A 26,694-nucleotide genomic window follows, 5' to 3' on the forward strand; every position below is an offset into this window, starting at 1 on the left:
GTCAGGCTTTTAGATATTAAAACTCCGCGTTTCCGGGGGTTCTCGGGAAAGCAATTACATCCCTGATATTTCCCATTCCGGTGACGAAGAGCACCATTCGCTCAAAGCCAAGTCCGAAGCCTGCATGTGGGGTGGCACCAAATCTTCTGGTGTCTAAATACCACCACATTTCATCCTGCGGTATGTTCATTTCTTCCATTCTTTTAGTCAATACATCCATACGCTCTTCACGTTGTGAACCTCCGACTATTTCACCTATGCCCGGAAATAGAATATCCATCGCAGCTACCGTTTTCCCATCGTCGTTTTGACGCATGTAGAAAGATTTGATGTCTTTTGGATAATCAGTCAGGATAACCGGTTTTTTGAAGTGTTTTTCTACCAAGAAGCGCTCGTGCTCAGATTGTAAATCAGCTCCCCATGCATCGATAAGATAAGAGAATTTCTTCTTCTTGTTTGGAGTGGAGTTTCTCAGGATTTCAATTGCCTCAGTATAAGTGATTCTCACAAAATCATTATCAACCACAAATCTCAACTTGTCCATCAAGGTCATTTCACTGCGTTGATCTGCAGGTTTTGATTTTTCTTCATCCTGAAGCCTTGAGTCTAAGAAAACCAAATCTTCCGAGCAATTGTCAAGCGCATATCGGATCACATATTTCAAGAAATCTTCTGCCAAGTCAGCATTGTCTTCCGCGTCGTAGAATGCCATCTCCGGTTCGATCATCCAGAACTCAGCCAAATGACGGGTCGTATTTGAATTCTCCGCACGGAAAGTCGGTCCAAAAGTATAGATATCAGCAAGTGCCATAGCCGCCAGTTCTCCTTCCAATTGACCGGATACCGTGAGATTAGTTTCTCTCTCGAAGAAATCCTGCTTGTAATCAATCGCTCCTTCGCTTGTTTTCGGAGGATTATTCAAATCAAGTGTCGTTACTTTGAATGTCTCTCCGGCTCCTTCTGCATCTGAGGCGGTGATGATAGGCGTGTGTATATAGAAAAAGCCTTTTTCGTTGAAGTATTTATGAACAGCAAAAGCCAAGGCATGCCTTACTCTGAAAACTGCGCTGAATGTATTGGTCCGCATTCTAAGATGGGCGTTTTCCCGAAGGAATTCCATGGAATGTTTTTTCGGCTGCAATGGATATTTTTCAGGATCTGCTTCGCCCAATACTTCTATAGCGGTAGCATTTAACTCAGAGCTCTGCCCTGCACCTTGGGATTCTACCACATTACCGGTCACTTTCAGGCATGCACCCGTGGTGCATTTTTTTAGGATTTCTTCCGAAATCAGATTTGGGTCCGCCACCACTTGGTAATTGGTAATAATGGAGCCGTCATTCAGCGCAATGAATGAAACGTTTTTGTTTCCTCTCTTTGTACGTACCCAGCCCATGAGCGTCACTTCTGTCCCAATCGGATTAGTATCCAGGATGGTCTTGATTTTGACTCGTTTGTTAAATGCCATTTGGTGATTTGTTAATGCGGTATTTTAAAGGCCGCTTATAATTTAAAGGAATGCAAAAAAACGATTAAATAAGCTTTTTATCAAAAAATTGCTCCTTTTTCCTAACTTTGGCATAAGGCTTTTTCATAAGAAAAGGCCTTTTTTGAACCCAAACAGCAGGTTTTACCAAATCCCGAATGCAAAAGTTAAATCTTAGCCAATCACTTTCCCAGAAACTTTCACCTCAGCAAATACAATTCATCAAATTGCTGCAGGTACCGACGGCCGAATTAGACACTCGAATCGAAGAAGAACTCGAGATTAATCCTGCGCTGGAAGAAGGCAAAACGGAAGAAAAAGAAAGTGCGGATGACGACTTTGACGATAATTACGAAGAGGAGTCTACGCAGGATGATCGTGATGTAAACATCGACGATTACTTGGATGATGAGTATGGAGGATACAAAATGCAGGGGGACGGCAACTACAATGCAGATGAGGAAGACAGGGAAATACCTATCTCCAGTCAGACGTCACTACATGACCAGTTGGTCTCCCAGTTGAGTTTCATTAGACTTGATGATAGAAAAAAGATCATTGGGGAACAACTCATAGGAAGTATTGAGAACGATGGTTACATCCGCAGAGATCTGGAAGCGATCATCAATGATCTGGCTTTCAGCCAAAACATAGAGACAGATATAGACGAACTGGAAGAGATTCTGAGAAAGATCCAAAGTTTTGATCCGGCGGGAATAGCTTCAAGAAATCTTCAGGAGTGCCTTACCATACAACTGGAGCGCAAAGAGCATCCGGATGATCCCACAGTGCAGAACGCACTGAAGATTATGCAGGACTGCTTCGACGAATTTACCAAAAAGCACTATTCCAAGATTCAAAAACGCTGTGACCTTACGGATGAAGAAACCAAGGACGCTGTCAATTTGATTACCAAACTCAATCCGAAACCGGGAGGGGTGGCTGATGGTCTGGTTAGGACTCAGTATATCATTCCGGATTTTACACTCACAAATACTGCAGGGAAATTTGAGATCAGCCTGAATTCTAAAAATGCACCGGAACTGAGGATCTCCAGATCTTACTCAGAGATGTTTGATGCATATGACAAGAGTGATAAAAAAGACAAAAAGCTAAAGGAAACAGTCTCTTTCGTCAAGCAGAAGCTGGATGCTGCCAAATGGTTTATTGATGCGATCAAGCAGAGGCAGAATACACTTCTGAGAACGATGGAAGCCATTCTACAGTACCAGAAGGAGTTTTTTATAGATGGGGATGAGACGAATCTCCGTCCGATGATCTTGAAAGATATTGCAGAGCGGATCGATATGGATATTTCCACTGTATCCAGAGTTGCCAATAGCAAGGCGATTCAGACAGAGTTTGGAGTATATCCGTTGAAATATTTCTTCTCTGAGGGCATTGCCACTGATAGCGGTGAGGATGTGAGTAATCGGGAAGTGAAGTATATCCTCCAGGGAATGGTGGATGCTGAAGATAAAAAGAAGCCACTCTCCGACGATAAACTTGTCAAGATGCTTAATGCCAAAGGGTATAACATCGCTCGAAGGACTGTGGCAAAATATCGCGAGCAGTTACAAATTCCTGTTGCCAGACTTAGAAAAGAACTGTAGTGCGGAGAGTTTTTTCTTTGATAGTTTCAGTTGTCTTACAGCCTTTGGTTATTCCCAGTTTAGTCTTTGGCTTGGCTTTATTTGTAGTGCCAGAGGCAACCAGTATTCCGGACTCGTTCAAAAACCGGCTGTTTTCCCTGATCGCTTTGTCCACCTTGGTTATACCGATGGTCACGATTTTCGGATTGAGGTTAAGCGGGACGCTTAAAAGCGTTCATATGGCCGAACTGAAGGACCGCGCTATTCCTTTCACAGTGACGAGTATTTACTATATTCTCACTGTGTATCTTTTGTATCAGCAGCGACAGTTTGATCCCATACTTTGGCAGGTACTTGGGATAATTACACTGTCGATTGTAATACTCACATTGGTTACTTTTTTTTGGAAAATGTCAGCACATATGACCGGAATGGGTGGGTTGATAGCGGCAGTAGTGGTTCTTGGTCTCAAATTCTCGACATTTCAGCCACTTTATCCTCTACTGGCAGTGATAATGTTGACAGGATTGGTAGGCAGCGTCAGATTGCATTTGGAATCCCACAGACCTATAGAGATTTACGCAGGTCTGCTTTTTGGTTTTACCCTTTGCTTTGTGGGATTTAGCTGGATTTGGGCATAAAAAAAACCGAGCCTCAGCCCGGTTTTGAAATTCCGTTAAGAATATTCCTTAGAAGACGTTAACTGCTATACCGAAATTGATTTGTGTAGCTTCGGTGCTGTTTGGCCCCATGCCTTTTTGGAAGACCTGATTCAAGCCAAAGTAACTCCATGCATAAAATCCCGGAGAACCGGCTTTCAGGGACAAGCCATATCTGAATTTCTCAAAACCATAATTCTGAGAATCTTTTATTTTTCGTTTACTGTCATTGGCGTCCTCGTATTTTATCTTAGTGTGTGATTCATATAAGTAACCAACTTTACCTCCCACACTAATATTGAAGCCTTTGGAATAGTTTCTTTTATTGAAGTGATAGGTGAAATCCAATGGAATATCAAAGTAATTGGCAGCAACTACATTCTTTTTAATAGAGATATTATCTCCCAAGACATCTGTAATGTCTCTCAACATACTTGATTCTGGGCCGACCGCGGGATTGTTGTAGAGTGTTTTGTCGTCCTTAAATGCGTATTTATCCGTCCCTACACCTATACCTATATCCATCGTGAATCCGGATGCATCCCCGAATATGGAAACAGGATATTGGTAGTAGACATTGAATGTGCGTGAGGCAAAAAAGCGCATACTCAAGTCTTCGGATTTGTTGTTAAGTTGGTTAAAACCAAATTCAAACTTCAAATCACTTGGGATATTAGGTCTTCCTCCGACAGGAGTTTTTGACTTTTTTGCGATTTGCAGGCTGTCCTGAGCAAAGGCTCCTTGAATCAAAGCAAATGCTAATAGGAAGGTGTATATTTTTTTCATCAAATTGGTTTACTTAATATGCATTCAATGCGGGCAAAAATAGGAAATCCTACAGGATTTACCCCTTTATTGATCTTAATTATTCTTAAGGAGAAACGTAGGCAAGTTTAGAAAATTGTAAATTTCTTATAGAGGAGTGTTTGGATAAAATCGAATTTTGGATACCTTTGCATTCCAATTCGGCTTCGTAGCTCAACTGAATAGAGCACCTGATTACGGCTCAGGAGGTTTCAGGTTTGAATCCTGACGAGGTCACAAAGCCCAGCTTTTCAGCTGGGCTTTTTTTTCTTCATTTTTAGCGATCCTTACTACCTCAATATTTCTTTGAGACTCTCAGTGAAAATATCAAGTTCATCCAAGGTATTATAATAATGAGGAGATGCTCTAATAGCCCATGTAACCCCTTTTTCATCAAAATCGAAAACGCCGAATTGCCGGTAACTTGGCACTACGTTGATTTTTCTTTTCAGAAGCTCATTTACCAGAGTTAGGGGATTGGAGTCTCTGACTGTAAATGTGACAAGTCCACCCAGTTCCGGACCTCTATCCAAAACCCGGATCCGGTCCGTATCAAGTTCCTGCAATTTTCCCCTTAGAATAGTGGAAAGAAGTTTGACTTGCCGTTCTATTCGGTCTTCCCCAATATTACGGCAATATTCTATGGCAAATTTTGTCCCTATCACGGTGGAGTAGGCAAACTCCCAGTCTTCATACCGTCTGGCATGGGGTTGTTGCTCATATAGATCTTTCTCAATCCATGTAGCACCGCGCATATCAATAAACATTGGTTCTAAACGGGCATCAAGAGCTTTGTCAGAAACATAGAGCATGCCAGTGCCCCGAGGTCCTCTCAGAAACTTTCTGCACGTCAGGCTTAAAAAATCGCACTTAAGAAACTTTACATCGAGCTTCATTTGGCCAGCTGATTGACATGCATCCAATATGTACCAGGTCTTATCAGTAACAGTTTTGGAATAGCCGCTGAAAATCGAAGCAATTTCACCCACTGGCTGGATTAACCCTGAATTTGTTGGGATATGGGTTATAGCTAAAAGTTTTGGCTGATGTTTTTTCAGCTTTTCTTCCAAGTCTTGGAGATCTACACCTCCAATTGGAGCATTGTTGATATGAATAATTTTAACCCCCAATCTTTTTTGAAGGGAAAGAAATTGTATCTGGTTGGATACAAAGTCGTCCTTGTCGGTAAGAATGATATCTCCCTGCTGAAAAGGGATGGAAGATAATGCTCTGGTGTAGGAATCAGTGGCACTGGAAGTAAATGCAATGTTATTGGAGTGACAGTTTAGCAGACCTGCTGCCTGTTGATAAAACTCATCAATCAAGTCCGCACGAAGTGCTGAAGCTTCATATCCCCCTATTTGTGCTTCTAGTCGGATATGATCCAATTGTGCCTCTGTGACGATATCTGGCATTAGCCCTGCCCCAGCATTGTTGAGATGTATTACATTACTGCATCCTTTGTTTTCATTTCTGAACTTTTGAACCTCTCTTTCTGAAAATATGCTTCCGGAAGGCAGTGTGATATTTTGGTTTGACCCCATAATTTTTTGTTTAGTTATAACGCAAATTTATAGGCGATTGAATGATTAAATAATTCGATTTAACCCATGATTTCGGTGTTTTTACACTATTTTAGATCAAAAATGAAGATATTATGCATTTTCCTGATGAGTATGATAAAAGAATATTGAGACTGCTGCAGCGAAACAATAAATTGACTGCAGAGGAAATGGGTGAAGAGTTAAGCCTAAGCCAAAGTGCAGTTCAGCGTAGGATCGCAAAGTTGAGAAGTGAAAAAATAATCGAGGCAGATATATCCATTATCTCTCCAAAAGCTGCAGGGGTAGGAATCACCTGTGTAGTGGATGTGGTCCTTATCGAAGGAACCTCAAAATCTATTGATAAATTCAAAACTGCTATGCAACAATGCGCTGAAGTGGCGCAGTGCTATTATGTGACGGGAACATATGACTTTGTCCTAATCGTGAATCTAAAGGATATGCAGCATTTCGAGGAGTTTTCGAAAGCACAGCTTATGGACAATCCCAATTTAAAACATTTTTATACCCATGTAGTGATGGACAAGGTGAAGGTTAAGTATGGTATTGATATTTGAACATTAAAGATATCAAGGGGCCTTGTTTTGTAGTGCTCACTGATGACATCATCATTGTGAGCAGCGGGAATATTGAATTCAGCAAGCGTACCCAGGCAATTGCCTATAGTGATGAAGAAGGCAAGATTTGGTCGCTTTTTAAAGACGACTACACGGGCTATTCCTATAACGGATCAGTTGGGTATTGCCCGTGAGTAGAAGTGCCATTTGGATAGTGCATGGGTAAAAAAAAGAGCCCTGCAGATGCAGGACTCTTATAAGCTTATTTTTTGCGGGTATTGTCAGCCGCTTTCATAGCATCTTCCAGTTTCTGCTGGAATTTTGACTTCTTTTTATTTACGTTCTTCGCTTTGCTTTCTTCCACTTTTGCACGGATTTTATCATCGTCCACAAATAGTTTGATCAGCGCTTGCTGGCCAAATGTCACCATATTCGATACGAAATAGTAAAAGCTCAAGCCTGCCGGATAGGAGTTCAGGATAAACATGAACATGACAGGCATGATATAGCCCAAATTCTTCATTGGACCTGTAGCCGTAGTCAGTTGGTTATTGAAGTGCGTATAAACAATTTGCGACACAGTCATCAGTAAAGTAAACATACTGACGTGTGATCCATAGAAAGGAATCGTAAACGGGAGATTGAAAAAGGTGTCGTAGGTGGAAAGGTCAGTTGCCCATAAGAAAGATTCTTGGCGGAGTTCGATTGCATTCGGGAAGAAAAAGAACATCGCAAATAAGAACGGCATCTGAAGTACCATAGGAAGACATCCCGAGATTGGGCTTACGCCCAATTTTGAGAAAAGCTTCATCTGCTCCTGCTGCATCTTGGTCGCATCGTCTCCGTATTTCTCTTTCAGTTCATCTATTTCAGGTTTGATTACTCTCATTTTCGCCATTCCTATGTATGACTTGTAAGTCAAAGGAAAAAGAGCGAGTTTGATCAGGAATACGATGATGATAATGATGACACCGTAGTTGGTAAAAAACTTCTCAAGAAAGGCGAAGAGATTAACAATGATGTATTTGTTGACCCAGCTGACAAAGAAATAACCCATATCCACGTTATCCTCAAATCCGTCTGTGACCTTCTTCAGTGTTTTGTATTTGTCAGGACCGAAATAGTAATTAAACCCTGCTTTGCCATCCTGAAGTGGAATGGATAGGCTGGTAGCCATCGAGCGCACTACAGAGCTATCTGCCGGAGTGCTTTGGGTGATCGATACATTTTGGAAGTCGGTGTCCGCAATAATTGCCGCCGTGAAAAACCGCTGACTGAAGCCTACCCATTTTACGGGTTCTCCAATAGTTTCTTGTTCTAGATCATTACCGGATCCCAGGTTGTCAAATGACCCGGAAACTGTATAGTAGTTAAGCCTTGCTTGTCTTCTGGACTCGGAAAGATCCATCTCCTGAGCGATTACATCATCTTCCCAGTTGAATGCAAGTGTTTTTCCTGTAAGCACGTTTTGGAATCGGTCTATTTCAAATGAGCTCTGAACTTGATAGCTTCCATCGGCTAATGTGAAAGACTGGATGATCTGACCGCCTTCTGTTCCTGCCTTTAGGATGAGTGTTTGCGTTTTTTCACCAGCTTCATTTTGCCCGCTTTCTATAGATGAAGTAAAGTAGATGTCCTTTAGATCCAGAGGGCCATTTTTGCTTTCAAGGATGAAGTCCATTTTGGAGCTCTTCTCATTGAAGAGTTCCAACGGTTCTTTTTTCCAGCTCTTGTATTCTTTGAGAATGACCTTCCTGATTTCGGCTCCTTTGGAGGAAATTTCTACCTGAATCAGGTCGTTTTCTAGGGTAAGAGTCTCTTCTTCTCCAACTGTGATGCTTGCCAATGCGCCATATTTTGCGAGTCTGGCTATATCCAGGGTGCTGTCGTTCTCAGAAATAGTATCTGTGATTGCCTGTTGGCTTATTCCATTTGATTGAATCGATTCTGTTTGAGTGGTAGTTGCTGTTTCCACTTCAGGGATCTCCGGTGTACTCGCAAAGAAAAGTGAGTAAACTAGGATGACCGCCGCAAAAAGAATCAAACCAGTTGCTTGATTTCTGTCCATAAAGAATAATCGTAAACCCGATAAAGAATCTTCGGGGAAGTTTTATTTAATTTTTGTGTCCACTGCCGCTTGTATGAATTTCACAAAAAGAGGTTGTGGGGTGAGTACTGTACTTTTGTATTCGGGGTGGAACTGAACACCGACGAACCAAGGATGGTTTTTGATTTCTATGATCTCTACCAAGCCTGTTTCAGGATTTTTACCGGAAGCAATCATGCCATTATCTTCCATTACTTTCAGGTATTCGTTGTTGAATTCGTATCGGTGGCGATGTCTCTCCTGTATTTTGGATTTTCCATATGCCTGATATGCCTTACTTCCCTTTTTAAGATCACAAGCATACGACCCCAATCGCATTGTTCCGCCCATTTGATCAATGTTTTTTTGTTCCTCCATCAATCCAATGACCGGATTCGCTGTATTGGGATCCATTTCCGTGCTGTTGGCATCTTTTAGATTGAGTACATTTCTGGCGTATTCGATCACTGCTACCTGCATACCCAGGCATATTCCCAAGAAGGGGATATTGTTTTCCCGTGCGTATTTCACCGTGTCTATTTTCCCTTCAAAGCCTCTCTCTCCAAATCCGGGAGCAACTACAATACCGTCCAAATCAGCCAATTTCTGAACAATATTGTCGGGATTGATTTCTTCTGATGAAATTAATCTAAGGTTCACATCACACTCAATAGAAGCGCCTGCATGAGTGAAAGATTCTATGATAGATTTATAGGAGTCAGGCAGGGAGACGTATTTACCTATTAGCCCTATAGTCACCTCTTGGGTTGGGTTTTTCAGCTTTCCGAGAAAATCTTTCCAGTTCTCTAAATCAGTATTTTCTTTGGAGGTTAGCTTCAGCTTAGTCATGACCCGCTCATCCAATTTCTCCTTTTTCATCAATAAAGGCACGTCATAGATAGAATCAGCATCCATAGCTTCAATCACACTGTTCAGTTGTACGTTGCAGAAAAGCGCAAGCTTCTTTTTCACGTCAGGAGGTAAATGATATTCTGTACGGCATACAAGAATGTCAGGCTGGATTCCCGCTTCTAGCAATTGCTTTACAGAGTGCTGGGTAGGTTTGGTTTTCAGTTCTTTGGCAGCACGTAGGTAAGGAATCAACGTAAGGTGGATCACTAAAAAGTTGTTTGCTCCCAGGTCCCATTTCGCTTGACGAACTGCCTCAATAAACGGTAGCGATTCTATATCGCCTACACATCCGCCGATTTCAGTAATCACGACATCATACTTTCCGTCTTCACCCAGTTTGTAAAAATTCGCTTTGATTTCGTCTGTAATGTGAGGGATGACCTGAACAGTTTTGCCTAGAAATTCGCCTTTGCGCTCTCTGGTGATCACATTATTATAGATCCTGCCGGTGGTGATGTTGTTATCCTGAGAAGTAGGGATGTTCAAAAAACGCTCATAATGTCCCAAATCCAAATCGGTCTCTGCTCCGTCGTCAGTTACATAGCATTCGCCATGTTCATAAGGATTAAGAGTGCCCGGATCGATATTCAGATAAGGATCAAATTTTTGGATGGTCACTTTGAAGCCTCTGGCTTGGAGCAACTTGCCTAATGAAGCTGCGATAATGCCTTTGCCGAGAGAGGAAGTGACTCCTCCGGTAATAAAGATGTATTTGGTGCTTGAAGCCATAAGAATGGGGGAGGATGGAAATTTGTTTGGATTCTTATGGGGCTCAAAATTATGGAAAAATTCCCGATTAATGGCTTTTTGAATATGAAATAGATCACTTTTCTCAAATTTCTTCTACTGTAGCCATTTTTCGATGTGCGACAATATCTGCCACAAAACATCAATTTGTGATTGAGGCTTTTGGTTCTGCGAAGTATGGGTTACCATGTGGTCATGGTTTTGATCCGGCTTCCTGTCTATTGCCTTATTTAGAGTCGTGCGACATATCAAACATTTCACTGATTTCATCCCGAATCAAGTTGGGGACAGGCTATCCCGTTTCTTTCGTCTCGGGACAGGTAGTGACGCTAAAAAACAATTATAAACACATTAAATGTACGTAGGAGTTAGTCTAATATATTAGCAAAACCATGAACTACTAAGAGGCAACTGTATGATAAAGAGTTTTTTGTGATCGGGTTGCTTTGGAGTTTGTTAAAGTAGATTGAGCAGGAGTTGAAGATGCCTGGGCTATATTGAGTTTAGGTTTTTTATCCCTGTTTGATACGTAGGGGTTTGCTCGCAAGCAATCCGTATGTCATGATCTGGGGATAATTTTCCCCAAGATAAAAGTTAACACTATATATCAATAATTGTTGCGTTGGAGAGTTGGTCTGGTGATGCATGAAATAAATCTCCCTTATATAAATCATGAAAAAGTACTTACAGGTTTTGAAAGTCTGCTGTAATTTTCCATCTGTTTATATTTTGTTTTAAGAGGTCAGATGGAATCTCGCCAGGCGAATAATCATCCCTCTGTGTGTCGTTTTCGACATGCTCGGTTTCATCTTATTTATCGCTTAATTCAATAGGTGAAGTGTTATGTTGGAGCAAGTGTAACCTAAGAGTCAGCAACGATGGCCTGTTTATTTTTAGTATACACGCAGGATGAAAAGGCTCACTATTTTTATAATAAACTCGTGTTACGAGATCTTAGAATGAAGTTCATTTTGGTTTCTTCCGACTGATCTTTCAGAAGAAATGCTGCGTTTTACAAATATTGATGTGTGTATTAGTGAGACCGATTATTAATATTATGTATTTTAATAATACGATATGAAAATATTGCATAATACGTGTTTTCAGAATTTTCATTCGTTTAGTTTTCCAGAGGTGGGGGTGGTAGGCTTCTTTCAAGGTCAGAAAACTATAGTCAATGAGCTTTTATTTGTTAAAAAAAGTTTTTTTTATGCTTATTCATTAATTCAAGCTTAATAATTATTTATATTGCACGTGTTTTATAATAAATAATTATCAACGTTAAGAAGAATATGAGAGATTTAATCAAAGAAGCTATTGCTGACCTTAAAAAAGGAGATGGTTTTATTTATGTTACTGCTGATGGTAGTCAGATCGATTTGCATGATGCGGCAAAGCAAGGAATTTCTGTTACTCCTGTCAATCCAAAAGCACAGGTAATAAAGAAATTGGAAGAAACTGGTCTTCCATTGAATGATGCTAGATTTCTTAATGAATTGAATGAATTGATTTCTTTGGTAACCGGCAGCAGTGCGGCTCCTAAAATTGCTAAAAGAAGATCATTCAGCGATGCTGAGAAAAGCAAAATTGTAGAAGAGTGGAAAAAAGTAGAAGCTGCAGGTAAGAAAACCAAAGCAGCGTTTGCTAGAGAAATAGGTGTAGGTTATCAGACTTTCATCAACTGGTTGAGAGGCTAACATAATGTCACCGACAGAAAAAAGGCAGCTAATCAGCTGCCTTTTTTATTCCTTGGCTGTCTAGGATGTTTTTAGGTTTTTAAGTGTGGTGATTGCAGATAGAATTGCCAATAGAATAAAGACTACCAAAGATTGGATGACAATTGGAGATAGGTCTATGTCAGGCAGGGATACTTTCGGAAATGAAATAGCTACTTGAGGTATAGAAATCTTCGGTACTTGATCCATCAGTGGTGTGGAGTTTTCTCCACCCGGCAAGAATAACAATACACATATAACTAGTGCGGCAATTCCACTACCTATTAATTTCCAAGCTAATGGTGAGATCACCGGTCTGTAAACGGTTAGCGTTTGTTTTGGATTGAGTTTTTCTAATATAGATTTATGGAAGCCGGCAGAAGGCCTATCTGTTCCCAGCTCTGAGATGAACTGTTGGATATATTTGTCTTCCTTGCTTAAATTTTTCATGTGTTTATAATTATTTTCCAATGGTCACATGGAATCTCGCATGCATTATAATCATCCCAGTGTGTCGCTTGCGTCATGCTCGATTTCATAGCAGATGAATCAATTCACTGTTGGTAATATTTCGCAATGAGTCCAGAAGATTTTTTCTTCCCCTATGCAAAAGGATCTTGACATGCGAACCTGTCAATCCCATAATTTCTTCAATTTCTTTTATATTTTGTTCTTCAAGATAAAACAAAGTGAGTGCTACTGATTCCATTGGCTTGATAGCATCAAGTCCGCGACGGATAAGATCTTTTCTCTCAGCTAGCTGAAGGGATTTTAAACCGTCTAAGTAGTCGGCAGAATCGCATGGGAGGTCTTCGATCTCACCGAGTTGAATGGTATGGTTTCTTGTTTTTCTTAATCTTCCGAGCGCTTCATTGTATACTATTTTGTATAGCCATGTAGTAAACTTAGAATTTCCTTCAAAGGTTCTTAATGCATGGTAAGCTTTCATAAATGAATCTTGAGCCGCTTCTTCGGCTTCTTCTCTATTTTTCAGAATACGTAAGGCAAGCGTAAATACATACTTTTCATGCTTTAGGATCAATTGTCCATAAGCATTCATATTGCCCTGCAGTGTTTTCTCTATATAATGGTGGTCTTCCCGGAATCGCATTTTTACCTTGGATGCATAAACCCGAAAAAAAGTTACAGTTTTTTCTTCAGGTTTGTAACCTTGTGACCAAGTCAGCGCATCCAAGAAGAAAAAACATACAAACCATGGCAGAAACCATCTTAGTTACACTGATTATTTTCTCCAGTATTTTCGGAGTCATATTTACTTTCTTGACTACGCGAAACAAGGAAAGGCTCGCACTTATAGAAAATGGTGCTGACGCAAAACTCTTTAACTCAGGCAAAAAATACAGCTTTGGCCAATTTATTCTAAGTATTGCGCTGCTGGCGATTGGGGTTGGGGCAGGAATCCTTTTTGGAGCCTTGCTGGTGCAAAACGGCATGAATGACGGAGTTGCTTTTAGCTCGTGCATCTTTATTTTCGGGGGGATTGGCTTGATGTCTAGTTTTTTCTTAAATAGAAAACTTGACAAAGAAGACAGATAAGACACTTATTAGCATGTGTCATCAGCCTTCTCTTTGCGGAGAAGGCTTTTCGGTTTTTGGGTAAAAGAGCTTGCTCTCGAAATTCTGATTATTTTTGTGAAAAAATAAACGCTTTGGATCACGCACTAGTATTATCAGCTTTTAGGGAAAAAGGAGTTTTGAACCTGAAGGAAGGAAACGGAAAAGTAATTACCCTCATGAAGCCGGAGCTTTGGAAGCCTGAGATGGGTGAGGATTGGACGTTTTTACTTTTTGATCTATTCCAAATCCGTACGATATGCGAGCCTTTTTCAGAAGTTTCGCTTGATATAGTAGAATACGCAAACAAGCCGACTGTCTACCATAGTCCGGCAAACCGTATTATCAAAAACGGGCCTATCGTGGATGGTATCCTGAAGTTCAGCCTGATTCTGGAGCCCAACTGGAATAAATTACTCTTCCAGATTTCTCAGCCGGTGATAGTGAAAATAGATTCGCAAGAAACTACTTTATTTCATACACCAATCTTATTTCCACTTTTGAGTCCAAGTACCAAAGAGATGTTTTTAGGGCCTGAAGGAGATGTAAAAATCATTAAGGGATGAATTTTAAATCACATCTTGACGAATTCGAAGTCTTCGGAAAAGTTGCCAAAGCAGCAGCTAATTTAGGGTTGGAAACCTATGTGGTAGGTGGCTATGTGAGAGATTTGATTTTGAAAAGAGAGAAAAGCGGGCAAAAGGATATAGACTTCACTTGTGTGGGAAGTGGGATAGAGCTTGCCAAAGAAGTGGCCAAGCAATACGATGAGCATGTACCTCTTTCAGTTTTCAAGAATTTTGGCACGGCCATGCTGAAATTGGATGAGTGGGAGTTGGAGTTTGTAGGTGCCCGTAAGGAATCCTACCGATCAGATTCGCGCAATCCTATAGTAGAGACAGGGACACTTCAGGAGGATCTGGAGCGCAGGGACTTCACCATTAATGCCATGGCGATCTCGCTGAATGCTGCGGATTATGGTGATTTGTTAGATCCCTTTGATGGACTTTCCGATATCAAAAAGAAACTGATCAGAACTCCTCTTGAGCCAAATATTACATTTTCGGATGATCCGCTCCGTATGCTCCGCGCGATCCGTTTTGCAGCGCAACTTGATTTTGATATTGATGGAGACACTTTTCATGCGCTAAGTGAGAATGCACATCGCCTGAATATCATCTCCGGCGAGCGGGTGATTGTGGAATTGAATAAAATTATTCAAGTAAAGAAGCCTTCCTATGGATTCAAATTGCTGTTTGCAGGTAAATTGCTCCATGAGTTTTTTCCTGAAATGGTTGATTTGCAAGGAGTGGATTCTGTGGATGATAAGTCGCACAAGGATAATTTCTACCATACCCTTCAGGTACTGGATAATGTATGCCAGATGAGTGATGACCTGTGGCTTCGCTGGGCAGCTATCCTGCACGATATCGCCAAGCCCGCTACCAAGCGCTTCAACAAGAAAGTCGGTTGGACATTTCACGGCCATGAGGATAAGGGAGCGCGAATGACTCCGGGGATTTTCCGTAGGCTGAAGCTACCGATGGATGAGCGCATGAAATATGTGCAGAAATTGGTGAAGCTGCATCTTCGTCCCATTGCATTGGTGAAGGATGAGGTGACAGACTCCGCTATGAGAAGATTGCTTATGGAAGCCGGAGATGATATCGATGATCTGATGAAGCTTTGCCGTGCGGATGTGACATCCAAAAACAACAAAAAAGTAAAGCGGTATTTGGAGAATTTTGATAAGGTAGCACAAAAGCTTATCGAAGTAGAGGAGAAAGATCAGGTCAGGAACTTCCAGCCTCCTGTCTCCGGCGAAGAAATCATGGAAATTTTTGGTTTGGAACCTTCAAAAATCATAGGAGATATTAAAGAAGAAATTAAAGAAGCTATATTGGAGGGCAAAATTCACAATAATCCTGAAGAGGCTCGTGAGTTGATGCTGGAGATTGCCAAAGCAAAAGGCTTGTTTCCTGTGTTAGATGGCCCAAATTCATAAACTAAATCAAAAATCAATTCAAATGAAGCGCGTACTATTCATGCTGCTTATGGCCTTTTGTGCCAGCACTACTATTGCCCAGACGGCAGCCGATTCTGTATCCAGGCTCGATCCGAAATTGAAGAGAACTTTGAATGCTGCCGATCAGGCTGCTTATCAATTGGCTTTGAGGTATAACGATGTCGGATCTGCCAAAAATTCACTTTATAACTTGATCATCAGAAATCCGGATGATGTCCGCTATGTGGAGATGCTGGGTTCACTTTATTTTGAAGCGGGGCAAGCCATGTCCGCAGCACTTGTTTCCATGGACGTATTGAAAGTCAATGATAAAAGCGTGACCTCTTTGGAGATTGCGGCCTACTCATTGGAGCAGGTAGGAGCGCTGGAGAAATCCCTACCTTATTTCGAAAGTCTATACTTGCTCAGTGGGGATAATTTCAGTCTTTACAAGTCAGGATTCATTCAATATAATTTGAAGAAGTACCCTGAGGCGTTGAATTCTATGAACATATTGGTGAAGAATGCCAAACCTGACGATAAAGTAGGCTTTCCAAAGTCTCAAACAGAAACTCAGGAAATCAGTATGAAAGCTGCTGCCTTGAACTTAAAAGGTATGATCTATTTGGAGCAAGGCTCTAAAGCTGAAGCCAAAGCAGCCTTTGAAGAAGCTATATCTCTGGATCCTGAATTCGGTCTAGCGAAGGAAAACCTGGCAAAGACAAATTGATAGACTCAATCACTACTCATAAGGCCGGCATAAATTGCCGGTTTTTTTATGTCTAAAAGCTAATAAATCTTTAACAGGGAATTGATCAGGGAATTTAATTTTTGATGTTCCTTTGCCTAAATGAAGTGGATTGAACATCAATGGGTAACAATCGTCTTTTTGCTTTTGGCACTGTTTATACATTTCTCCCAGATAGGGGCTTTAAGTATTTATATATTGGATGAGTCCAAAAATGCTGCTGCCGGCTTTGAAATGTGGAAGTCATCGGATTGGATTTTGCCTACGTTCAATGGGCAACCCAGGTATGATAAGCCCCCATTGCACTATTATTTTTTTGGATTAGCCTACCGGTTTTTTGGGGTCACACCTTTTGCTGCCAGATTTTTCCCTGCTTTGATGGGCTGGTTGACGGTATGTTTGGTTTATTTTACCGTAAATAGATCTTTTGGAAGACTCGCGGCGTTGGCTTCCGGAATAGTCTTATTGGCATCTGTTCATTGGGTTATTCAGTTTCATTTGGCTGTTCCTGACCCATTTTTGATTTTTTTTCTTACGGCTTCTTTAGTGTTTTTTGTAAAGTACCGGGAGGGAAATCATAAGAAATCCAATTTGAGGTGGATGGGACTTACACTGGGGCTGGCAGTATTAAGCAAAGGTCCGGTCGCACTGGCATTGGTAGGAGGGACAATTTTGATTTTTTTTCTCTTTCAGAGGAAAGGGTTCCGGAAGAATCTCCAATCAGTTTTGGATCCTTTGGCTATAGCGATTTTTCTTCTTGTAGCACTCCCTTGGTATTTTCTGATTGCCTGGAAAACGGATGGTGTCTGGATTCAGGAATTCTTTTTCAAACACAATTTAAGTCGATTTTCTGCCCCTATGGAAGGCCATGGAGGAGAATTTTATCTCACCTTGGTTTTCGTACTACTGGGGATGATGCCCGGGTCTTTGATCATCGTGTCTTCATTCAAGTCCCTTATTAGCTATTCGGGGATACCGGATTTGGTTAAGATTTCCCTGCTTTTCTCCTGTCTTACCATTGCTTTTTTTATGATATCGGGCACCAAACTTCCCAATTATACCGCTCCTGTGTATCCATTTTTAGCGATTATCATTGGCTGGCTTTTAAGGCAAAGTGGAGAATGGAAGCGGGTGAGATGGGCTGGGTTAGCCGGGGTGGTTTTTCTCATTGTTTTACCTTTTGGAATCTATTTTGGTCTTAAAGCTGAAAAAGAATATGCTGAAAATGCCTATGTAGGATTATATTTTTTGACCGGAAGCTTAATCGGTATAGGGAGTGTTTTTTTCTGGTTTAGAGAGAAATGGATGCTTCATTGGGCCACTTTATGTTTGGGTTTTATTTCTGTGAGCCTTGTGTTTTTATACTTGGCGTTTCCTGTTTTGGATAGAAGAAATCCGGTTACTGCTTCCGGAGTGGAGCAATTCAGGGAGGTTGATTTTTACCATTTCAGGGAATTCAATCCATCCTTCGCTTTTGCTCTCCAAAAAGAGATAAAAGAGTTGGGAGGTATGCATGTCGGCAAAGTGAATGAGGGAATCGTCATCCTGAGAAAAAAGAATTTGGAAGAGTTTAAAGAATTGGGTTTTTCTTACGAACTGATTTTTGAGGGGAGGGATTTGTTTGAAAGTCCGACTACCGTTTTACTGCAGATAAAGCAGGATCAGAATTATACTCAGAAGCTCGAGTCTGTCCCAAATCCTGAAGAATAACTTTCCGCTTAGGATAGAGACTTCTTTTGTACTTTTTCGAAGAAAAAAAGCTAAGCGTAATCACTCTTGCAGCAAAAGCGGACCAGACACCAACTAGCGATCCTGCCAGTACATCCATGAAAAAATGCTGCATCAGGTAAACCCTGCTGAATCCAATAAGAACAGCGATAAGTAGCAATATGATTTGCGGCCATATTTTTTTGGAAAAAATCATCGCAAGTACACAGGCCAACATAAATGCTGAAGCAGTATGCCCTGAAGGAAAGCTGTTCCAGTGATGAACAGATACGCCGGGTACAGTGTAGAAAGGAATGTCTGCCAAGTATTCCGCCGGTCGGGGCATCCCGGAGAATAAAATTCTTTTGCATAGAACCACTATTACCATATGAATCAACGTGGCCCAAGCAAGTAATATGCTGTAGCTATAGCGTACAAAAAGTAAAATCACGGTCGGGGCTAGTACAATAATTCCATCACCGAGATAGGTGATATTCTTGAAGAAAAAATCAAACGGGGTAGTATGATAGTTGTTGATCCATAATTCCAAGCTGCCCTTTTCTGCCCGTAGAAGTAGAACAAGCAGGATAATCAGAATTTGAAAATACAGAAAGGCAAAAACGGGTGCGGAGTATTTTTTCTTTTTCATCGATCAGGATTCTGATCAAATCTAAAATTCATATAAAAACTCAGGTTTATGCCATGATCAATCTTGCTTGAAGTTCTTGGCGAAAAAATGAAGGTTAGTATATGTTTTTTATATCGATAAAGTCAGGAGTGAGAAGAAGTTTAATCAAATGGAAACGTTGTCTTAATCGTTGTTAGTTGGGATACGCTGAACTTCGCCTGTTATGAAGCGATTGATTTTGTTCACAGGATCCACGATCATTCTTTTTGCATGCTGTCTGCCATTCTCTCAGGCTCAAACCCCTTTTTTGATTGACTTAAAACTGGATTCAGCACAGAGATTAGCCAAGAGTGAGCCTGATAAAGCGTTTTTGCTAGCTACGGAAGTTCTGGAAGAAAGTAAACTTGAAGAGCTGGATTCTCTGATAGGGAAAGCCCAGCTACTTAGGGGGCAGATTCTTTTAAGGTTTGGCTTGTTCCAACCTTCTGCAGAGGCACTCTATGAGGCCGAACATATTTTTCGGGACCATAAGTTGTCATCTCTTTTGGCTCAGGTGAATAATGCGGTCGGAGAAGTGTATTACAAAATCAAAACACCGGAAGCTGCACTCCTTCGTCATGAAGCGGCATTGGGTATTTATCTTCAACTTCAGGATGCGGAAGGTGAAGCTGAGACAAAAAGCTTTATCGGAGGGATGTATGAAAAGTTGGGCTCCTACCCGGCAGCCTTAGTCTATCAACAGGAAGCACTGAGTATTTTCGAGAAACTTAATCTGTATGGACAATTGGCATTTGTCAGGGAAAATATCGGAAGTATTTATGAGGATTTGGAGCAGTATGATTCGGCCTATGCCAATTTCCATAAAGCATATATCTTGAATATATCACTTGGGGATAGTCTTCGTATCATTGGGAATCTTAATAATCTTGGAGATGTGCTTCGCAAAACGGGGAAGCCGAAAGAAGGATTGCTCTATTCTGTAAAAGCTGCTGAAATGAGTGAGCGACTTGGATATTTGTATCAGCAGAGAAGTGCTGTAGTGGATATCTCGAAAGCCTATGCTGAGATGCAGGATTATGAAAATGCTTATAAATTTTTGGAACAAAGTCGAAAATTAAGTGACTTGGTGTATTCTGAAGAGTCGGCTAGGCAATTAGGAATTCAGGAGGCTCAAAACCGTCTATATGCTAAAAACCAACAGATCATTCAGCTCGAGCAAATGCATGAGTTCGATGCAATCGTAAAATGGCTTCTTTTGTTTTTGGTTGGCTTGATGTGTGTGCTGGGTTGGGTGATTTTCACGAGGCAAAAGCTCAAAATCAGAAGTAATAAGGAGCTGCTGGAACGGCATCAGGAAATACTTCAGGTGAAAGAGCAGTTGATCGCTACGGAGCAGCAAAATATGCAGCTGCTGGAATTGAAAATGGAAGCCGAAGAGAAGTCCCATTCCAAAGCACTTACTGCGCAGACACTGCATGTCATCGACAAAAATCAAATGCTTGAAGACATACAGACCAAGCTCAAGAATATTTTGGAAGAAGACTCAAAAGAGCAAAAGAAGAAGATCAGAAATCTCATCAAGCAAATTGATTTCAATTTTTCGCACGATACAGATTGGGAAGATTTCAAGCATAGTTTTGAAAAGGTGCATCAGGATTTTTTTAGAAATATCCAGCAACGTACGGATGGCTTGACTCCCGCTGAGCTGAAATTGGCAAGTTTGATGCGATTGAATCTTAACTCAAAAGAAATCGCTTCTTCACTGGGTATTTCTATGGACAGCTTACGTATTTCAAGGTATAGACTTCGTAAGAAATTGAATCTGGAAAAGGGTGACAGCTTACAGCAATTTATTCTTTGTATATGATTTACAATTTGTTAATCTCTTTTTAATATTTGGTAATTGATTTAAAATCAATCAATTGTAATCAATTTTTGAGATTCTGTTTAGGTTTTGTTAACGGTCGTTTTTTCGATTGTTGCTCAATTGATAACAGTCTTTCTTAGCCGGAAGCTGTCAGTCGAGCTAACATTGTAGCATCAAAACCATTCAAATCTTATGTCGAAAAATAAACTGATTTATGGCTTAGCCGCACTGGGAGTTTTAGCGAGTTCCTGCAGTAAGCCAGTCCAACAAAATGAGTTGCCCGACGGGCAAAGTCTGATCAAGCCGATCTATATAACTGATCCGGTTATTCATGATACAGATGATCCTGCTGTTTGGATAAATCCCACAGATCCGTCCAAAAGCCTAATTATCGGTACAGATAAGGATGTGGAAGGAGCTCTGTATGTATTCGATCTGAAAGGCAAGGCAATCGACTCGCTAATCGTACGGGATATAAAGCGCCCAAATAACGTAGATGTAGGATACGGATTGAATCTGGGAGATAGGACGGTTGATTTTGCCGTCACGGGTGAACGAATGACTTCCAAGCTAAGGTTTTTCAGTCTGCCGGATATGAAAGAAATCAACGCCGGAGGGATCGAGATATATCATGACGAAACAGGCCCGGAATTTAGAGACTTGATGGGCGTTGCGCTTTTTCAGGATAGTACTACCGGAAAAACATTTGTCATTGCCGGGAGAAAAAATGGCCCTACCGATGGGACTTATCTCTGGCAATATGAAGTATTGGGTCAAAACGGAGAGATCAAACTAAACCTTGTACGAAAGTTTGGGGCCTATTCCGGAAAGAAAGAAATCGAGGCAATTGCTGTGGATAATGAGCTAGGGTACATCTATTATTCTGATGAAGGAGCAGGTGTGAGGAAGTATTACGCCGATCCGGAAAGGGGAAATGAGGAACTGGCCTTTTTTGCTCAGGAAGGATTCTCTGATGATCACGAAGGGATTTCTATTTACAAATTAGATGATAGCACCGGCTATATCTTGGTCTCGGATCAGGGAGCCAATCTTTTTCATGTATTTCCGAGAGAAGGAAGTGCCTCCAGCCCGCATGAGCATGCATTGATCACCAAGATCGCCACCGGCACGAGCTCAAGTGATGGGTCCGAATCCATCAGCGCTCCTTTAGGGCCTGATTTTCCACATGGGCTTTTTGTAGCCATGTCAGATGACCGAACCTTCCAAATCTACCGCTGGGATGATATAGCAGGAGACATCTTAAAATCTAAAAACTAAGCTTTAATTCTCATTCTAATGAAAAAACAATTACTGATCGTAATTTTCTTGATAGCCGTTTTTTGCCTGAGTCATCAGGTATTGGCGCAAGGCGTGTTAAAAGGCAGGGTGGTAGATGAGCAAAACCTATCTATGCCGGGGGCTAATGTGGTGCTGAAAAACACCAGACTGGGTACGATTACAAATCAATCCGGGGATTATGCTATCGTTGATCTTCCCGAAGGTTCCTACGAAGTTCAGGTTTCATACTTGGGTTACGGCTCTATTGTTTATGAAACCAAGATAGAAAAGGGAGAAACTACCACCCTGAATTTCAAATTGGATGAAACTACCATTGAGAGTCTGGAATTTGTGGTGATGGGGGATCGCTTGAAAGGGCAGGCAAAAGCGCTTAATCAGCAGAAAAACAATGCAAATATTACTAACGTGGTATCTTCAGATCAAATAGGTAGGTTTCCTGATGCCAATATCGGTGATGCACTCAAGAGAGTCCCGGGAATCACGATGCAAAATGATCAGGGAGAGGCACGAAACATCATTATCCGGGGGATGGCACCGCACTTAAATTCTGTGACGCTAAATGGTGAAAGACTGCCTTCTGCCGAAGGTGATAACAGAAATGTGCAGATGGATTTGATTCCGTCCGACATGATTCAGACTATTGAAGTGAACAAGGCTGTACTCCCTAGTATGGACGCAGATGCAATAGGAGGTTCTGTAAACCTAGTGACACGCCAAGCTCCCAACGCGCTTAGGGTTTCCGGCACGGCCGCTTCCGGTGTAAACTTACTATCCAACAAACCTATCTGGACAGGTGGGGTAATCATAGGCAACCGATTTTTCAATGATAAGTTTGGTGTCATTTTTTCGGGATCATACAACAACCACCGCTTTGGTTCAGATAATATTGAGGCAGTGTGGAAAAACTATGAAAGCGGAGCTGCTCTACAAGAATTTGATATCAGAAAATACAGTGTGCAGCGAGTTCGTCGATCAGCTTCTATAGCATTTGATTATGATATCAATGACAATCATACACTATTCTTGTCAGGCATGTATAATCACCGTGATGATTGGGAGAATAGATTTAGAATGCGGGTAAGCCAGCTGGATCGTTCCTTCGATGCCGGCGACTTCACGGAGATCGGTCCGGGCAGGTATCTTACCAAAGGCCGTGTAGAATATCAAACAAAAGGAGGCTTGGACAGCGATAGAAACAAGGCAACGAGACTGGAAGATCAGCGGGTCTACAATACGACATTGGGAGGAAGTCACCTATTCAACCAACTTAAGATGGATTGGTCTGTGACCTCGGCAAAAGCATCAGAGGAAAGACCTTTCGAACGGTACGTCTCCTTTAGATCCACCAAGCAGGACATCACTGTTGATGTCTCCAACCCTGACAAACCTTATGCTAATCTGACCAGTCCAACGGATAACCTGGGTATTGGTCTAAATGAATTGTCACAGCAGTACGGGTACACCTTTGACCGGGACCTGAATGGAAAGCTGGACTTCAAATTGCCATATAGCTCTAAAGGGGTATTACAATTTGGAGCTAGGTATCGCGGAAAAGATAAAGAGCGGGACAATAACTTCTTCAAATATGAGCCCTTGGATGAGGAAGCTTTTGGAGAAACTCTTGGAAGTGTGCCAAATGTCAATTATTCAGATCCCGGCTTTCTGGTAGGATCCCAGTATCAAGTCGGTCGGTTTATGGATCCTAAGTATTTGGGAGGGCTCAACTTGAAAAACTCCGGATTGTTTGAAGAAAGCGATATTCCGGAGGAATATGCACCTGGCAATTATACTGCAAAAGAAACGATTACCGGAGGTTATGTAATGGCAGATCATCAATTTTCGGATAAGTTGTCTGCGATCTTTGGCGTAAGGGTGGAGCATACTTCCATAGATTACATAGGCAATATATTTGACGTGGATAATGAGACGATATCTTCTGCTGAAGGAGAACAGCGTTACACCAACTTCATGCCTGGTATACACCTGAAGTATAACATAAATCCAAATAGCATCTTGAGATTTGCCTGGACCAATACGATAGCAAGACCGAATTATTTCGACTTGGTTCCTTACGCTGAGTTCAGTCCGGATGACGACGAATTGTCTCGGGGCAATCCTAATTTAAAGCCGGCTACGGCAATGAATTTTGACTTGATGGGAGAGCAGTATTTTGATAATATAGGACTTCTTTCACTCGGCGGTTTTTATAAGAATATTGACGATTTCGTCTACACCATTACCTCTCAGGGGTATAGTGATCCCCAGTTTGGATCGGGCTTACAGTATTCCCGTCCGGAGAATGGAGGGGCTGCAAAAATCTATGGTTTGGAGGCATCTGTGCAGCGGCAGATATGGAAAGGCCTTGGGATATATTTGAACTATACCTACACCAACTCTTCCACTACAGGTATCGAAGGCAGGGATAACGATGACATAGAATTGCCCGGAACGGCGGATAATATGTTCAATGCATCCCTTTCCTATGAGACGAAGAGGCTTGTGATGAGAGTGTCACTGAATTATGCTTCAGATTATCTGGATGAATTAGGAGCTGAAAGCTTCGATGATCGCTATTACGACAAACAAACATTCCTGGATGTGAATGCTTCCTATGCAATCTCTCCTAAGTGGCGCGTATTTTTCGAAGGAAATAACTTGACCAATCAACCTTTGAGATACTATCAGGGAATTAGATCAAGAACCATGCAGGCTGAATATTACAATGCTAGATTGAACTTTGGGTTGAAATTCGATTTGTTTGAATAGAAGATTCACTTTGATACTAGAAAAGGCAGCTAATTTGATTCGGCTGCTTTTTTTTTGTTGGTATTAAATGCGGTTTTTTTCAGCTTAAAAACAGATAGTACGCGATGAATGTGGTAAGTAGGGAGATCCCAAAGCTCAGTGAAATGATTTTTGGATAGTTAGTGACCCATTGTGCTTTCTTGTTGTCGCCTTCTATTACCAGTTTTCTGTTAGGTCTAATGATTTCTTGCACCAGAGCCAGACAACCCAAAAAATAGACCAATAACATAAGGATGAAGCTTGCGACGATTTCCATGACATTCAAAGTTGATCGTCAAATTTAGCAGCTATTTTAAAGGAAGATTTTAGGAATGAGAAACTTAACAATTTGGTAATGGGTAAAAGTAAAAAAACAGGCTGTCTCTGAAGAGGGACAACCTGTTTTGTATTCGGAAAAGGGGCTTGAGCCAATTATGTGTGAAAGTTCCAGTGGCTTCATTTGGGTAAGGAGAAGGCTACCGGCTGCTTATTTAATAATCGCAGATTCAATCATTGTCCCGGTCCGTATTTTTCCTTCCAAGGTGTTGGCGATTTCTGTTCTGTCTAGTTTGATTACTCTGGCCGAAGAAGGTATTCCTGTGATCTCCTCTATGGCAGTTCTGAGCATTATTTCTTTTACATCTCCCAATGCTCTTAGTCTCTCGGTACCTTCCAGCACAGTAATGTTTGGCACAAAACCGGTGCTGTAATCGGATTGGTCTAAGCTATTAAAGCTTTGGGTTACGATAGGCAGTAATCCGTAGTTGTTTTCAGGATTCTCTTCATCTTCAATAGCAATGGATCCTACATTTTTTCCGTAAGTAACATCACCTATCAAAAAGACATCCATATACGGCTTGAGGCCATTAATGATCAATTCAGATGCGGAAGCTGTTCCGTCAGAGGTTAGAACATACAGGCGATTGCCGGTTAGTGTATTGCCAAGATTTTGGGATTTGGTCAAAAATGCAGTTTGTACATTACTAAGAGAAGGTATTGCAGACATTACTAAACTATTATATTTAGTCTTTGAGAAAATATCTGAGCTTGTCACTGGCCCAATCAAACTGGCTAGGTTGACGGCAGAGCTTACGTATCCACCACCATTGTACCTGAGGTCTAAAATCAGATTGTTGACGTTTTCAGCCTTCATTTTTTCAAAAATGGCATCCATCTCTCTATCATATTTGGTCTCGTCAGAAGAAGTGCCGGGTGCGAAAAAGTTATAAACTACATATCCGATCTTTTGATTGTTAATTGTGTACACCGTATCCAAGAAATTTGGGTCTTCGGAAAGTTGCACAGGAGTAAGGGAGATATCATTTAGCGGTTCATATATCTGCGATTCTTCATTGTATCGTAATGGGGTTATGGTGTGGGTTGTTGCGGTTTGCCCCAGAAGATTTCTATAGTTATCAATAGTAAGTATGGTCCCGTTGATGGCTTCGATCACATCGCCACGCTTCAAGTCTGTAGACGACGCAGGGCTGTTTTTCTTTACATAAATAACCTCAGCATATACAAGTTTATTGTCGGGCGTAAACAGTTTGAATTCATATCCTGCATCTAGTGAGATACCACTTAGTGAATTGATCAGTTCTTGATAGTCCGGATAGATTATGGAAAAACGATCCACCTCTCCAGGCTGATAAAGCAAGGACTCAAAATAATCAGTAGGGTCAGAATCTACAGCTATAGGCGTTCGCATATTCTGTCTCCAATAGTATACCTCATCCATTACCTCATAGATCCAGTTGTTGATTTTTTCCTCTGAGGAGATGTCAGGGTCGGGATCAACCACAGGATTTTTGTCATCGTCTTGGTCACAGCTCCATAGTAATCCGCTTAGGATTACAAAGAACAGCGTTCTTGTAAGTAGGGAAGCTTTCATATTCTGAAATTAAGAATAATTACAACTATTGGATTAACTGCTACTTTGGGTTAAGTGCCATTGGATCACA

24 protein-coding genes and 1 tRNA gene are annotated in these 26,694 nt (G+C 41.3%); 14 read left to right on the forward strand and 11 right to left on the reverse strand.

Annotation, left to right across the window (positions count from 1 at the left end; genetic code table 11):
- Nucleotides 1-16: 16 nt before the first annotated feature.
- Nucleotides 17-1,468 carry an asparagine--tRNA ligase gene (asnS, locus tag J2X69_RS12955; RefSeq protein ID WP_310103869.1) on the reverse strand — a complete coding sequence of 484 codons (1,452 nt, stop codon included), beginning with the start codon at nucleotides 1,466-1,468 and terminating at the stop codon, nucleotides 17-19.
- A 176-nt stretch (nucleotides 1,469-1,644) separates the two neighbouring features.
- Between asnS and rpoN the strand changes: the two genes are divergently transcribed.
- Nucleotides 1,645-3,099 carry an RNA polymerase factor sigma-54 gene (rpoN, locus tag J2X69_RS12960; RefSeq protein ID WP_310103871.1) on the forward strand — a complete coding sequence of 485 codons (1,455 nt, stop codon included), beginning with the start codon at nucleotides 1,645-1,647 and terminating at the stop codon, nucleotides 3,097-3,099.
- Here rpoN and J2X69_RS12965 read toward each other — a convergent pair.
- Nucleotides 3,083-3,274, reverse strand: a complete 192-nt coding sequence (locus J2X69_RS12965) for a hypothetical protein (protein ID WP_310103873.1) — start codon at nucleotides 3,272-3,274, stop codon at nucleotides 3,083-3,085. The genes rpoN and J2X69_RS12965 overlap by 17 nt on opposite strands.
- Nucleotides 3,275-3,317: 43 nt before the next feature.
- Between J2X69_RS12965 and J2X69_RS12970 the strand changes: the two genes are divergently transcribed.
- The gene (locus J2X69_RS12970; RefSeq protein ID WP_310103875.1) at nucleotides 3,318-3,719 is read left to right on the forward strand and encodes a PA-phosphatase; all 402 of its coding nucleotides are present in this window, start codon (nucleotides 3,318-3,320) and stop codon (nucleotides 3,717-3,719) included.
- 48 nt (nucleotides 3,720-3,767) lie between these two features.
- Here J2X69_RS12970 and J2X69_RS12975 read toward each other — a convergent pair whose 3' ends face one another.
- Nucleotides 3,768-4,523 (reverse strand): porin family protein, encoded by a 756-nt coding sequence (locus tag J2X69_RS12975; RefSeq protein ID WP_310103877.1) that lies wholly within the window; start codon nucleotides 4,521-4,523, stop codon nucleotides 3,768-3,770.
- A 181-nt stretch (nucleotides 4,524-4,704) separates the two neighbouring features.
- Between J2X69_RS12975 and J2X69_RS12980 the strand changes: the two genes are divergently transcribed.
- Nucleotides 4,705-4,778, forward strand: a tRNA-Arg gene (locus J2X69_RS12980).
- Nucleotides 4,779-4,831: 53 nt separating this feature from the next.
- On the opposite strand, the gene J2X69_RS12985 is transcribed toward J2X69_RS12980, so the two are convergent.
- Nucleotides 4,832-6,085, reverse strand: a complete 1,254-nt coding sequence (locus tag J2X69_RS12985) for an aminotransferase class V-fold PLP-dependent enzyme (protein ID WP_310103880.1) — start codon at nucleotides 6,083-6,085, stop codon at nucleotides 4,832-4,834.
- Nucleotides 6,086-6,198: 113 nt separating this feature from the next.
- Here J2X69_RS12985 and J2X69_RS12990 point away from each other — a divergent pair, with 113 nt between their 5' ends.
- Together J2X69_RS12990 and J2X69_RS12995 are read left to right on the forward strand one after the other, a co-directional pair.
- Nucleotides 6,199-6,660, forward strand: a complete 462-nt coding sequence (locus J2X69_RS12990; RefSeq protein WP_310103882.1) for an Lrp/AsnC family transcriptional regulator — start codon at nucleotides 6,199-6,201, stop codon at nucleotides 6,658-6,660.
- Entirely contained in the window at nucleotides 6,657-6,854 is a 198-nt protein-coding gene (locus tag J2X69_RS12995) for a hypothetical protein (RefSeq protein ID WP_310103884.1), read from the forward strand. The genes J2X69_RS12990 and J2X69_RS12995 overlap by 4 nt, the downstream gene beginning before the upstream one ends.
- A 68-nt stretch (nucleotides 6,855-6,922) precedes the next feature.
- Here the strand turns inward: J2X69_RS12995 and yidC are convergent, their stop codons facing one another.
- Together yidC and J2X69_RS13005 are read right to left on the reverse strand one after the other, a co-directional pair.
- Nucleotides 6,923-8,728: a membrane protein insertase YidC gene (gene yidC / locus J2X69_RS13000; protein ID WP_310103886.1), complete on the reverse strand. Its 1,806-nt coding sequence runs from the start codon at nucleotides 8,726-8,728 to the stop codon at nucleotides 6,923-6,925.
- Nucleotides 8,729-8,770: 42 nt separating this feature from the next.
- Complete coding sequence (locus J2X69_RS13005; protein WP_310103888.1) at nucleotides 8,771-10,387, reverse strand: CTP synthase; 1,617 nt, start codon at nucleotides 10,385-10,387, stop codon at nucleotides 8,771-8,773.
- A gap of 1,310 nt (nucleotides 10,388-11,697) precedes the next feature.
- Here J2X69_RS13005 and J2X69_RS13010 point away from each other — a divergent pair.
- Nucleotides 11,698-12,102 carry a hypothetical protein gene (locus J2X69_RS13010; protein WP_310103890.1) on the forward strand — a complete coding sequence of 135 codons (405 nt, stop codon included), beginning with the start codon at nucleotides 11,698-11,700 and terminating at the stop codon, nucleotides 12,100-12,102.
- A gap of 60 nt (nucleotides 12,103-12,162) precedes the next feature.
- Here the strand turns inward: J2X69_RS13010 and J2X69_RS13015 are convergent, their stop codons facing one another.
- Entirely contained in the window at nucleotides 12,163-12,570 is a 408-nt protein-coding gene (locus J2X69_RS13015; RefSeq protein WP_310103892.1) for a hypothetical protein, read from the reverse strand.
- A gap of 85 nt (nucleotides 12,571-12,655) precedes the next feature.
- On the reverse strand, nucleotides 12,656-13,231 hold the full coding sequence (locus J2X69_RS13020) for an RNA polymerase sigma factor (protein ID WP_310103894.1): 576 nt from the start codon (nucleotides 13,229-13,231) through the stop codon (nucleotides 12,656-12,658).
- A gap of 104 nt (nucleotides 13,232-13,335) precedes the next feature.
- Between J2X69_RS13020 and J2X69_RS13025 the strand changes: the two genes are divergently transcribed.
- From J2X69_RS13025 to J2X69_RS13045, 5 genes are all read left to right on the forward strand, one after another.
- On the forward strand, nucleotides 13,336-13,677 hold the full coding sequence (locus J2X69_RS13025) for a DUF6249 domain-containing protein (protein ID WP_310103896.1): 342 nt from the start codon (nucleotides 13,336-13,338) through the stop codon (nucleotides 13,675-13,677).
- Between the two features lie 113 nt (nucleotides 13,678-13,790).
- A complete protein-coding gene (locus J2X69_RS13030; RefSeq protein WP_310103898.1) occupies nucleotides 13,791-14,261 on the forward strand; it encodes a hypothetical protein in 471 nt (156 codons plus the stop codon).
- Nucleotides 14,258-15,700, forward strand: a complete 1,443-nt coding sequence (locus J2X69_RS13035) for an HD domain-containing protein (RefSeq protein ID WP_310103900.1) — start codon at nucleotides 14,258-14,260, stop codon at nucleotides 15,698-15,700. Before J2X69_RS13030 ends, J2X69_RS13035 begins: the two co-directional genes overlap by 4 nt.
- A 22-nt stretch (nucleotides 15,701-15,722) precedes the next feature.
- Nucleotides 15,723-16,430, forward strand: coding sequence for a tetratricopeptide repeat protein (locus J2X69_RS13040; RefSeq protein WP_310103902.1), 708 nt, complete (start codon nucleotides 15,723-15,725; stop codon nucleotides 16,428-16,430).
- 120 nt (nucleotides 16,431-16,550) lie between these two features.
- A complete protein-coding gene (locus tag J2X69_RS13045; protein WP_310103904.1) occupies nucleotides 16,551-18,158 on the forward strand; it encodes a glycosyltransferase family 39 protein in 1,608 nt (535 codons plus the stop codon).
- Here J2X69_RS13045 and J2X69_RS13050 read toward each other — a convergent pair.
- On the reverse strand, nucleotides 18,082-18,804 hold the full coding sequence (locus tag J2X69_RS13050; RefSeq protein ID WP_310103906.1) for a phosphatase PAP2 family protein: 723 nt from the start codon (nucleotides 18,802-18,804) through the stop codon (nucleotides 18,082-18,084). The two genes, J2X69_RS13045 and J2X69_RS13050, sit on opposite strands and share 77 nt — an antisense overlap.
- 202 nt (nucleotides 18,805-19,006) lie before the next feature.
- Between J2X69_RS13050 and J2X69_RS13055 the strand changes: the two genes are divergently transcribed.
- From J2X69_RS13055 to J2X69_RS13065, 3 genes are all read left to right on the forward strand, one after another.
- Nucleotides 19,007-20,650: a tetratricopeptide repeat protein gene (locus tag J2X69_RS13055; protein WP_310103909.1), complete on the forward strand. Its 1,644-nt coding sequence runs from the start codon at nucleotides 19,007-19,009 to the stop codon at nucleotides 20,648-20,650.
- A gap of 192 nt (nucleotides 20,651-20,842) precedes the next feature.
- Nucleotides 20,843-21,928, forward strand: a complete 1,086-nt coding sequence (locus J2X69_RS13060; RefSeq protein ID WP_310103911.1) for a phytase — start codon at nucleotides 20,843-20,845, stop codon at nucleotides 21,926-21,928.
- A gap of 18 nt (nucleotides 21,929-21,946) precedes the next feature.
- Nucleotides 21,947-24,715, forward strand: a complete 2,769-nt coding sequence (locus J2X69_RS13065; RefSeq protein WP_310103912.1) for a TonB-dependent receptor — start codon at nucleotides 21,947-21,949, stop codon at nucleotides 24,713-24,715.
- 79 nt (nucleotides 24,716-24,794) lie between these two features.
- On the opposite strand, the gene J2X69_RS13070 is transcribed toward J2X69_RS13065, so the two are convergent.
- Both J2X69_RS13070 and J2X69_RS13075 read right to left on the reverse strand, forming a co-directional pair.
- Nucleotides 24,795-25,010 carry a hypothetical protein gene (locus J2X69_RS13070; protein WP_310103914.1) on the reverse strand — a complete coding sequence of 72 codons (216 nt, stop codon included), beginning with the start codon at nucleotides 25,008-25,010 and terminating at the stop codon, nucleotides 24,795-24,797.
- Between the two features lie 210 nt (nucleotides 25,011-25,220).
- Nucleotides 25,221-26,624, reverse strand: a complete 1,404-nt coding sequence (locus J2X69_RS13075; RefSeq protein ID WP_310103916.1) for a S41 family peptidase — start codon at nucleotides 26,622-26,624, stop codon at nucleotides 25,221-25,223.
- Nucleotides 26,625-26,694: the final 70 nt, after the last annotated feature.

This window comes from Algoriphagus sp. 4150 (assembly GCF_031457395.1).
In the GTDB taxonomy this organism is placed as follows: Bacteria; Bacteroidota; Bacteroidia; order Cytophagales; family Cyclobacteriaceae; genus Algoriphagus.

Excerpts from the sequence above, each read along its gene's own strand:
- asnS (WP_310103869.1), bottom strand. The coding sequence starts at position 1,468 with ATGGCATTTAACAAACGAGTCAAAATCAAGACCATCCTGGATACTAAT.
- J2X69_RS13040 (WP_310103902.1), top strand. The coding sequence starts at position 15,723 with ATGAAGCGCGTACTATTCATGCTGCTTATGGCCTTTTGTGCCAGCACT.
- J2X69_RS13005 (WP_310103888.1), bottom strand. The coding sequence starts at position 10,387 with ATGGCTTCAAGCACCAAATACATCTTTATTACCGGAGGAGTCACTTCC.
- J2X69_RS13060 (WP_310103911.1), top strand. The coding sequence starts at position 20,843 with ATGTCGAAAAATAAACTGATTTATGGCTTAGCCGCACTGGGAGTTTTA.
- yidC (WP_310103886.1), bottom strand. The coding sequence starts at position 8,728 with ATGGACAGAAATCAAGCAACTGGTTTGATTCTTTTTGCGGCGGTCATC.
- rpoN (WP_310103871.1), top strand. The coding sequence starts at position 1,645 with ATGCAAAAGTTAAATCTTAGCCAATCACTTTCCCAGAAACTTTCACCT.
- J2X69_RS13055 (WP_310103909.1), top strand. The coding sequence starts at position 19,007 with ATGAAGCGATTGATTTTGTTCACAGGATCCACGATCATTCTTTTTGCA.
- J2X69_RS13065 (WP_310103912.1), top strand. The coding sequence starts at position 21,947 with ATGAAAAAACAATTACTGATCGTAATTTTCTTGATAGCCGTTTTTTGC.
- J2X69_RS13025 (WP_310103896.1), top strand. The coding sequence starts at position 13,336 with ATGGCAGAAACCATCTTAGTTACACTGATTATTTTCTCCAGTATTTTC.
- J2X69_RS12990 (WP_310103882.1), top strand. The coding sequence starts at position 6,199 with ATGCATTTTCCTGATGAGTATGATAAAAGAATATTGAGACTGCTGCAG.
- J2X69_RS13045 (WP_310103904.1), top strand. The coding sequence starts at position 16,551 with ATGAAGTGGATTGAACATCAATGGGTAACAATCGTCTTTTTGCTTTTG.
- J2X69_RS13010 (WP_310103890.1), top strand. The coding sequence starts at position 11,698 with ATGAGAGATTTAATCAAAGAAGCTATTGCTGACCTTAAAAAAGGAGAT.
- J2X69_RS13070 (WP_310103914.1), bottom strand. The coding sequence starts at position 25,010 with ATGGAAATCGTCGCAAGCTTCATCCTTATGTTATTGGTCTATTTTTTG.
- J2X69_RS12985 (WP_310103880.1), bottom strand. The coding sequence starts at position 6,085 with ATGGGGTCAAACCAAAATATCACACTGCCTTCCGGAAGCATATTTTCA.
- J2X69_RS12970 (WP_310103875.1), top strand. The coding sequence starts at position 3,318 with ATGGCCGAACTGAAGGACCGCGCTATTCCTTTCACAGTGACGAGTATT.
- J2X69_RS13035 (WP_310103900.1), top strand. The coding sequence starts at position 14,258 with ATGAATTTTAAATCACATCTTGACGAATTCGAAGTCTTCGGAAAAGTT.
- J2X69_RS13015 (WP_310103892.1), bottom strand. The coding sequence starts at position 12,570 with ATGAAAAATTTAAGCAAGGAAGACAAATATATCCAACAGTTCATCTCA.
- J2X69_RS12975 (WP_310103877.1), bottom strand. The coding sequence starts at position 4,523 with ATGAAAAAAATATACACCTTCCTATTAGCATTTGCTTTGATTCAAGGA.
- J2X69_RS13020 (WP_310103894.1), bottom strand. The coding sequence starts at position 13,231 with ATGCGATTCCGGGAAGACCACCATTATATAGAGAAAACACTGCAGGGC.
- J2X69_RS13075 (WP_310103916.1), bottom strand. The coding sequence starts at position 26,624 with ATGAAAGCTTCCCTACTTACAAGAACGCTGTTCTTTGTAATCCTAAGC.
- J2X69_RS13050 (WP_310103906.1), bottom strand. The coding sequence starts at position 18,804 with ATGAAAAAGAAAAAATACTCCGCACCCGTTTTTGCCTTTCTGTATTTT.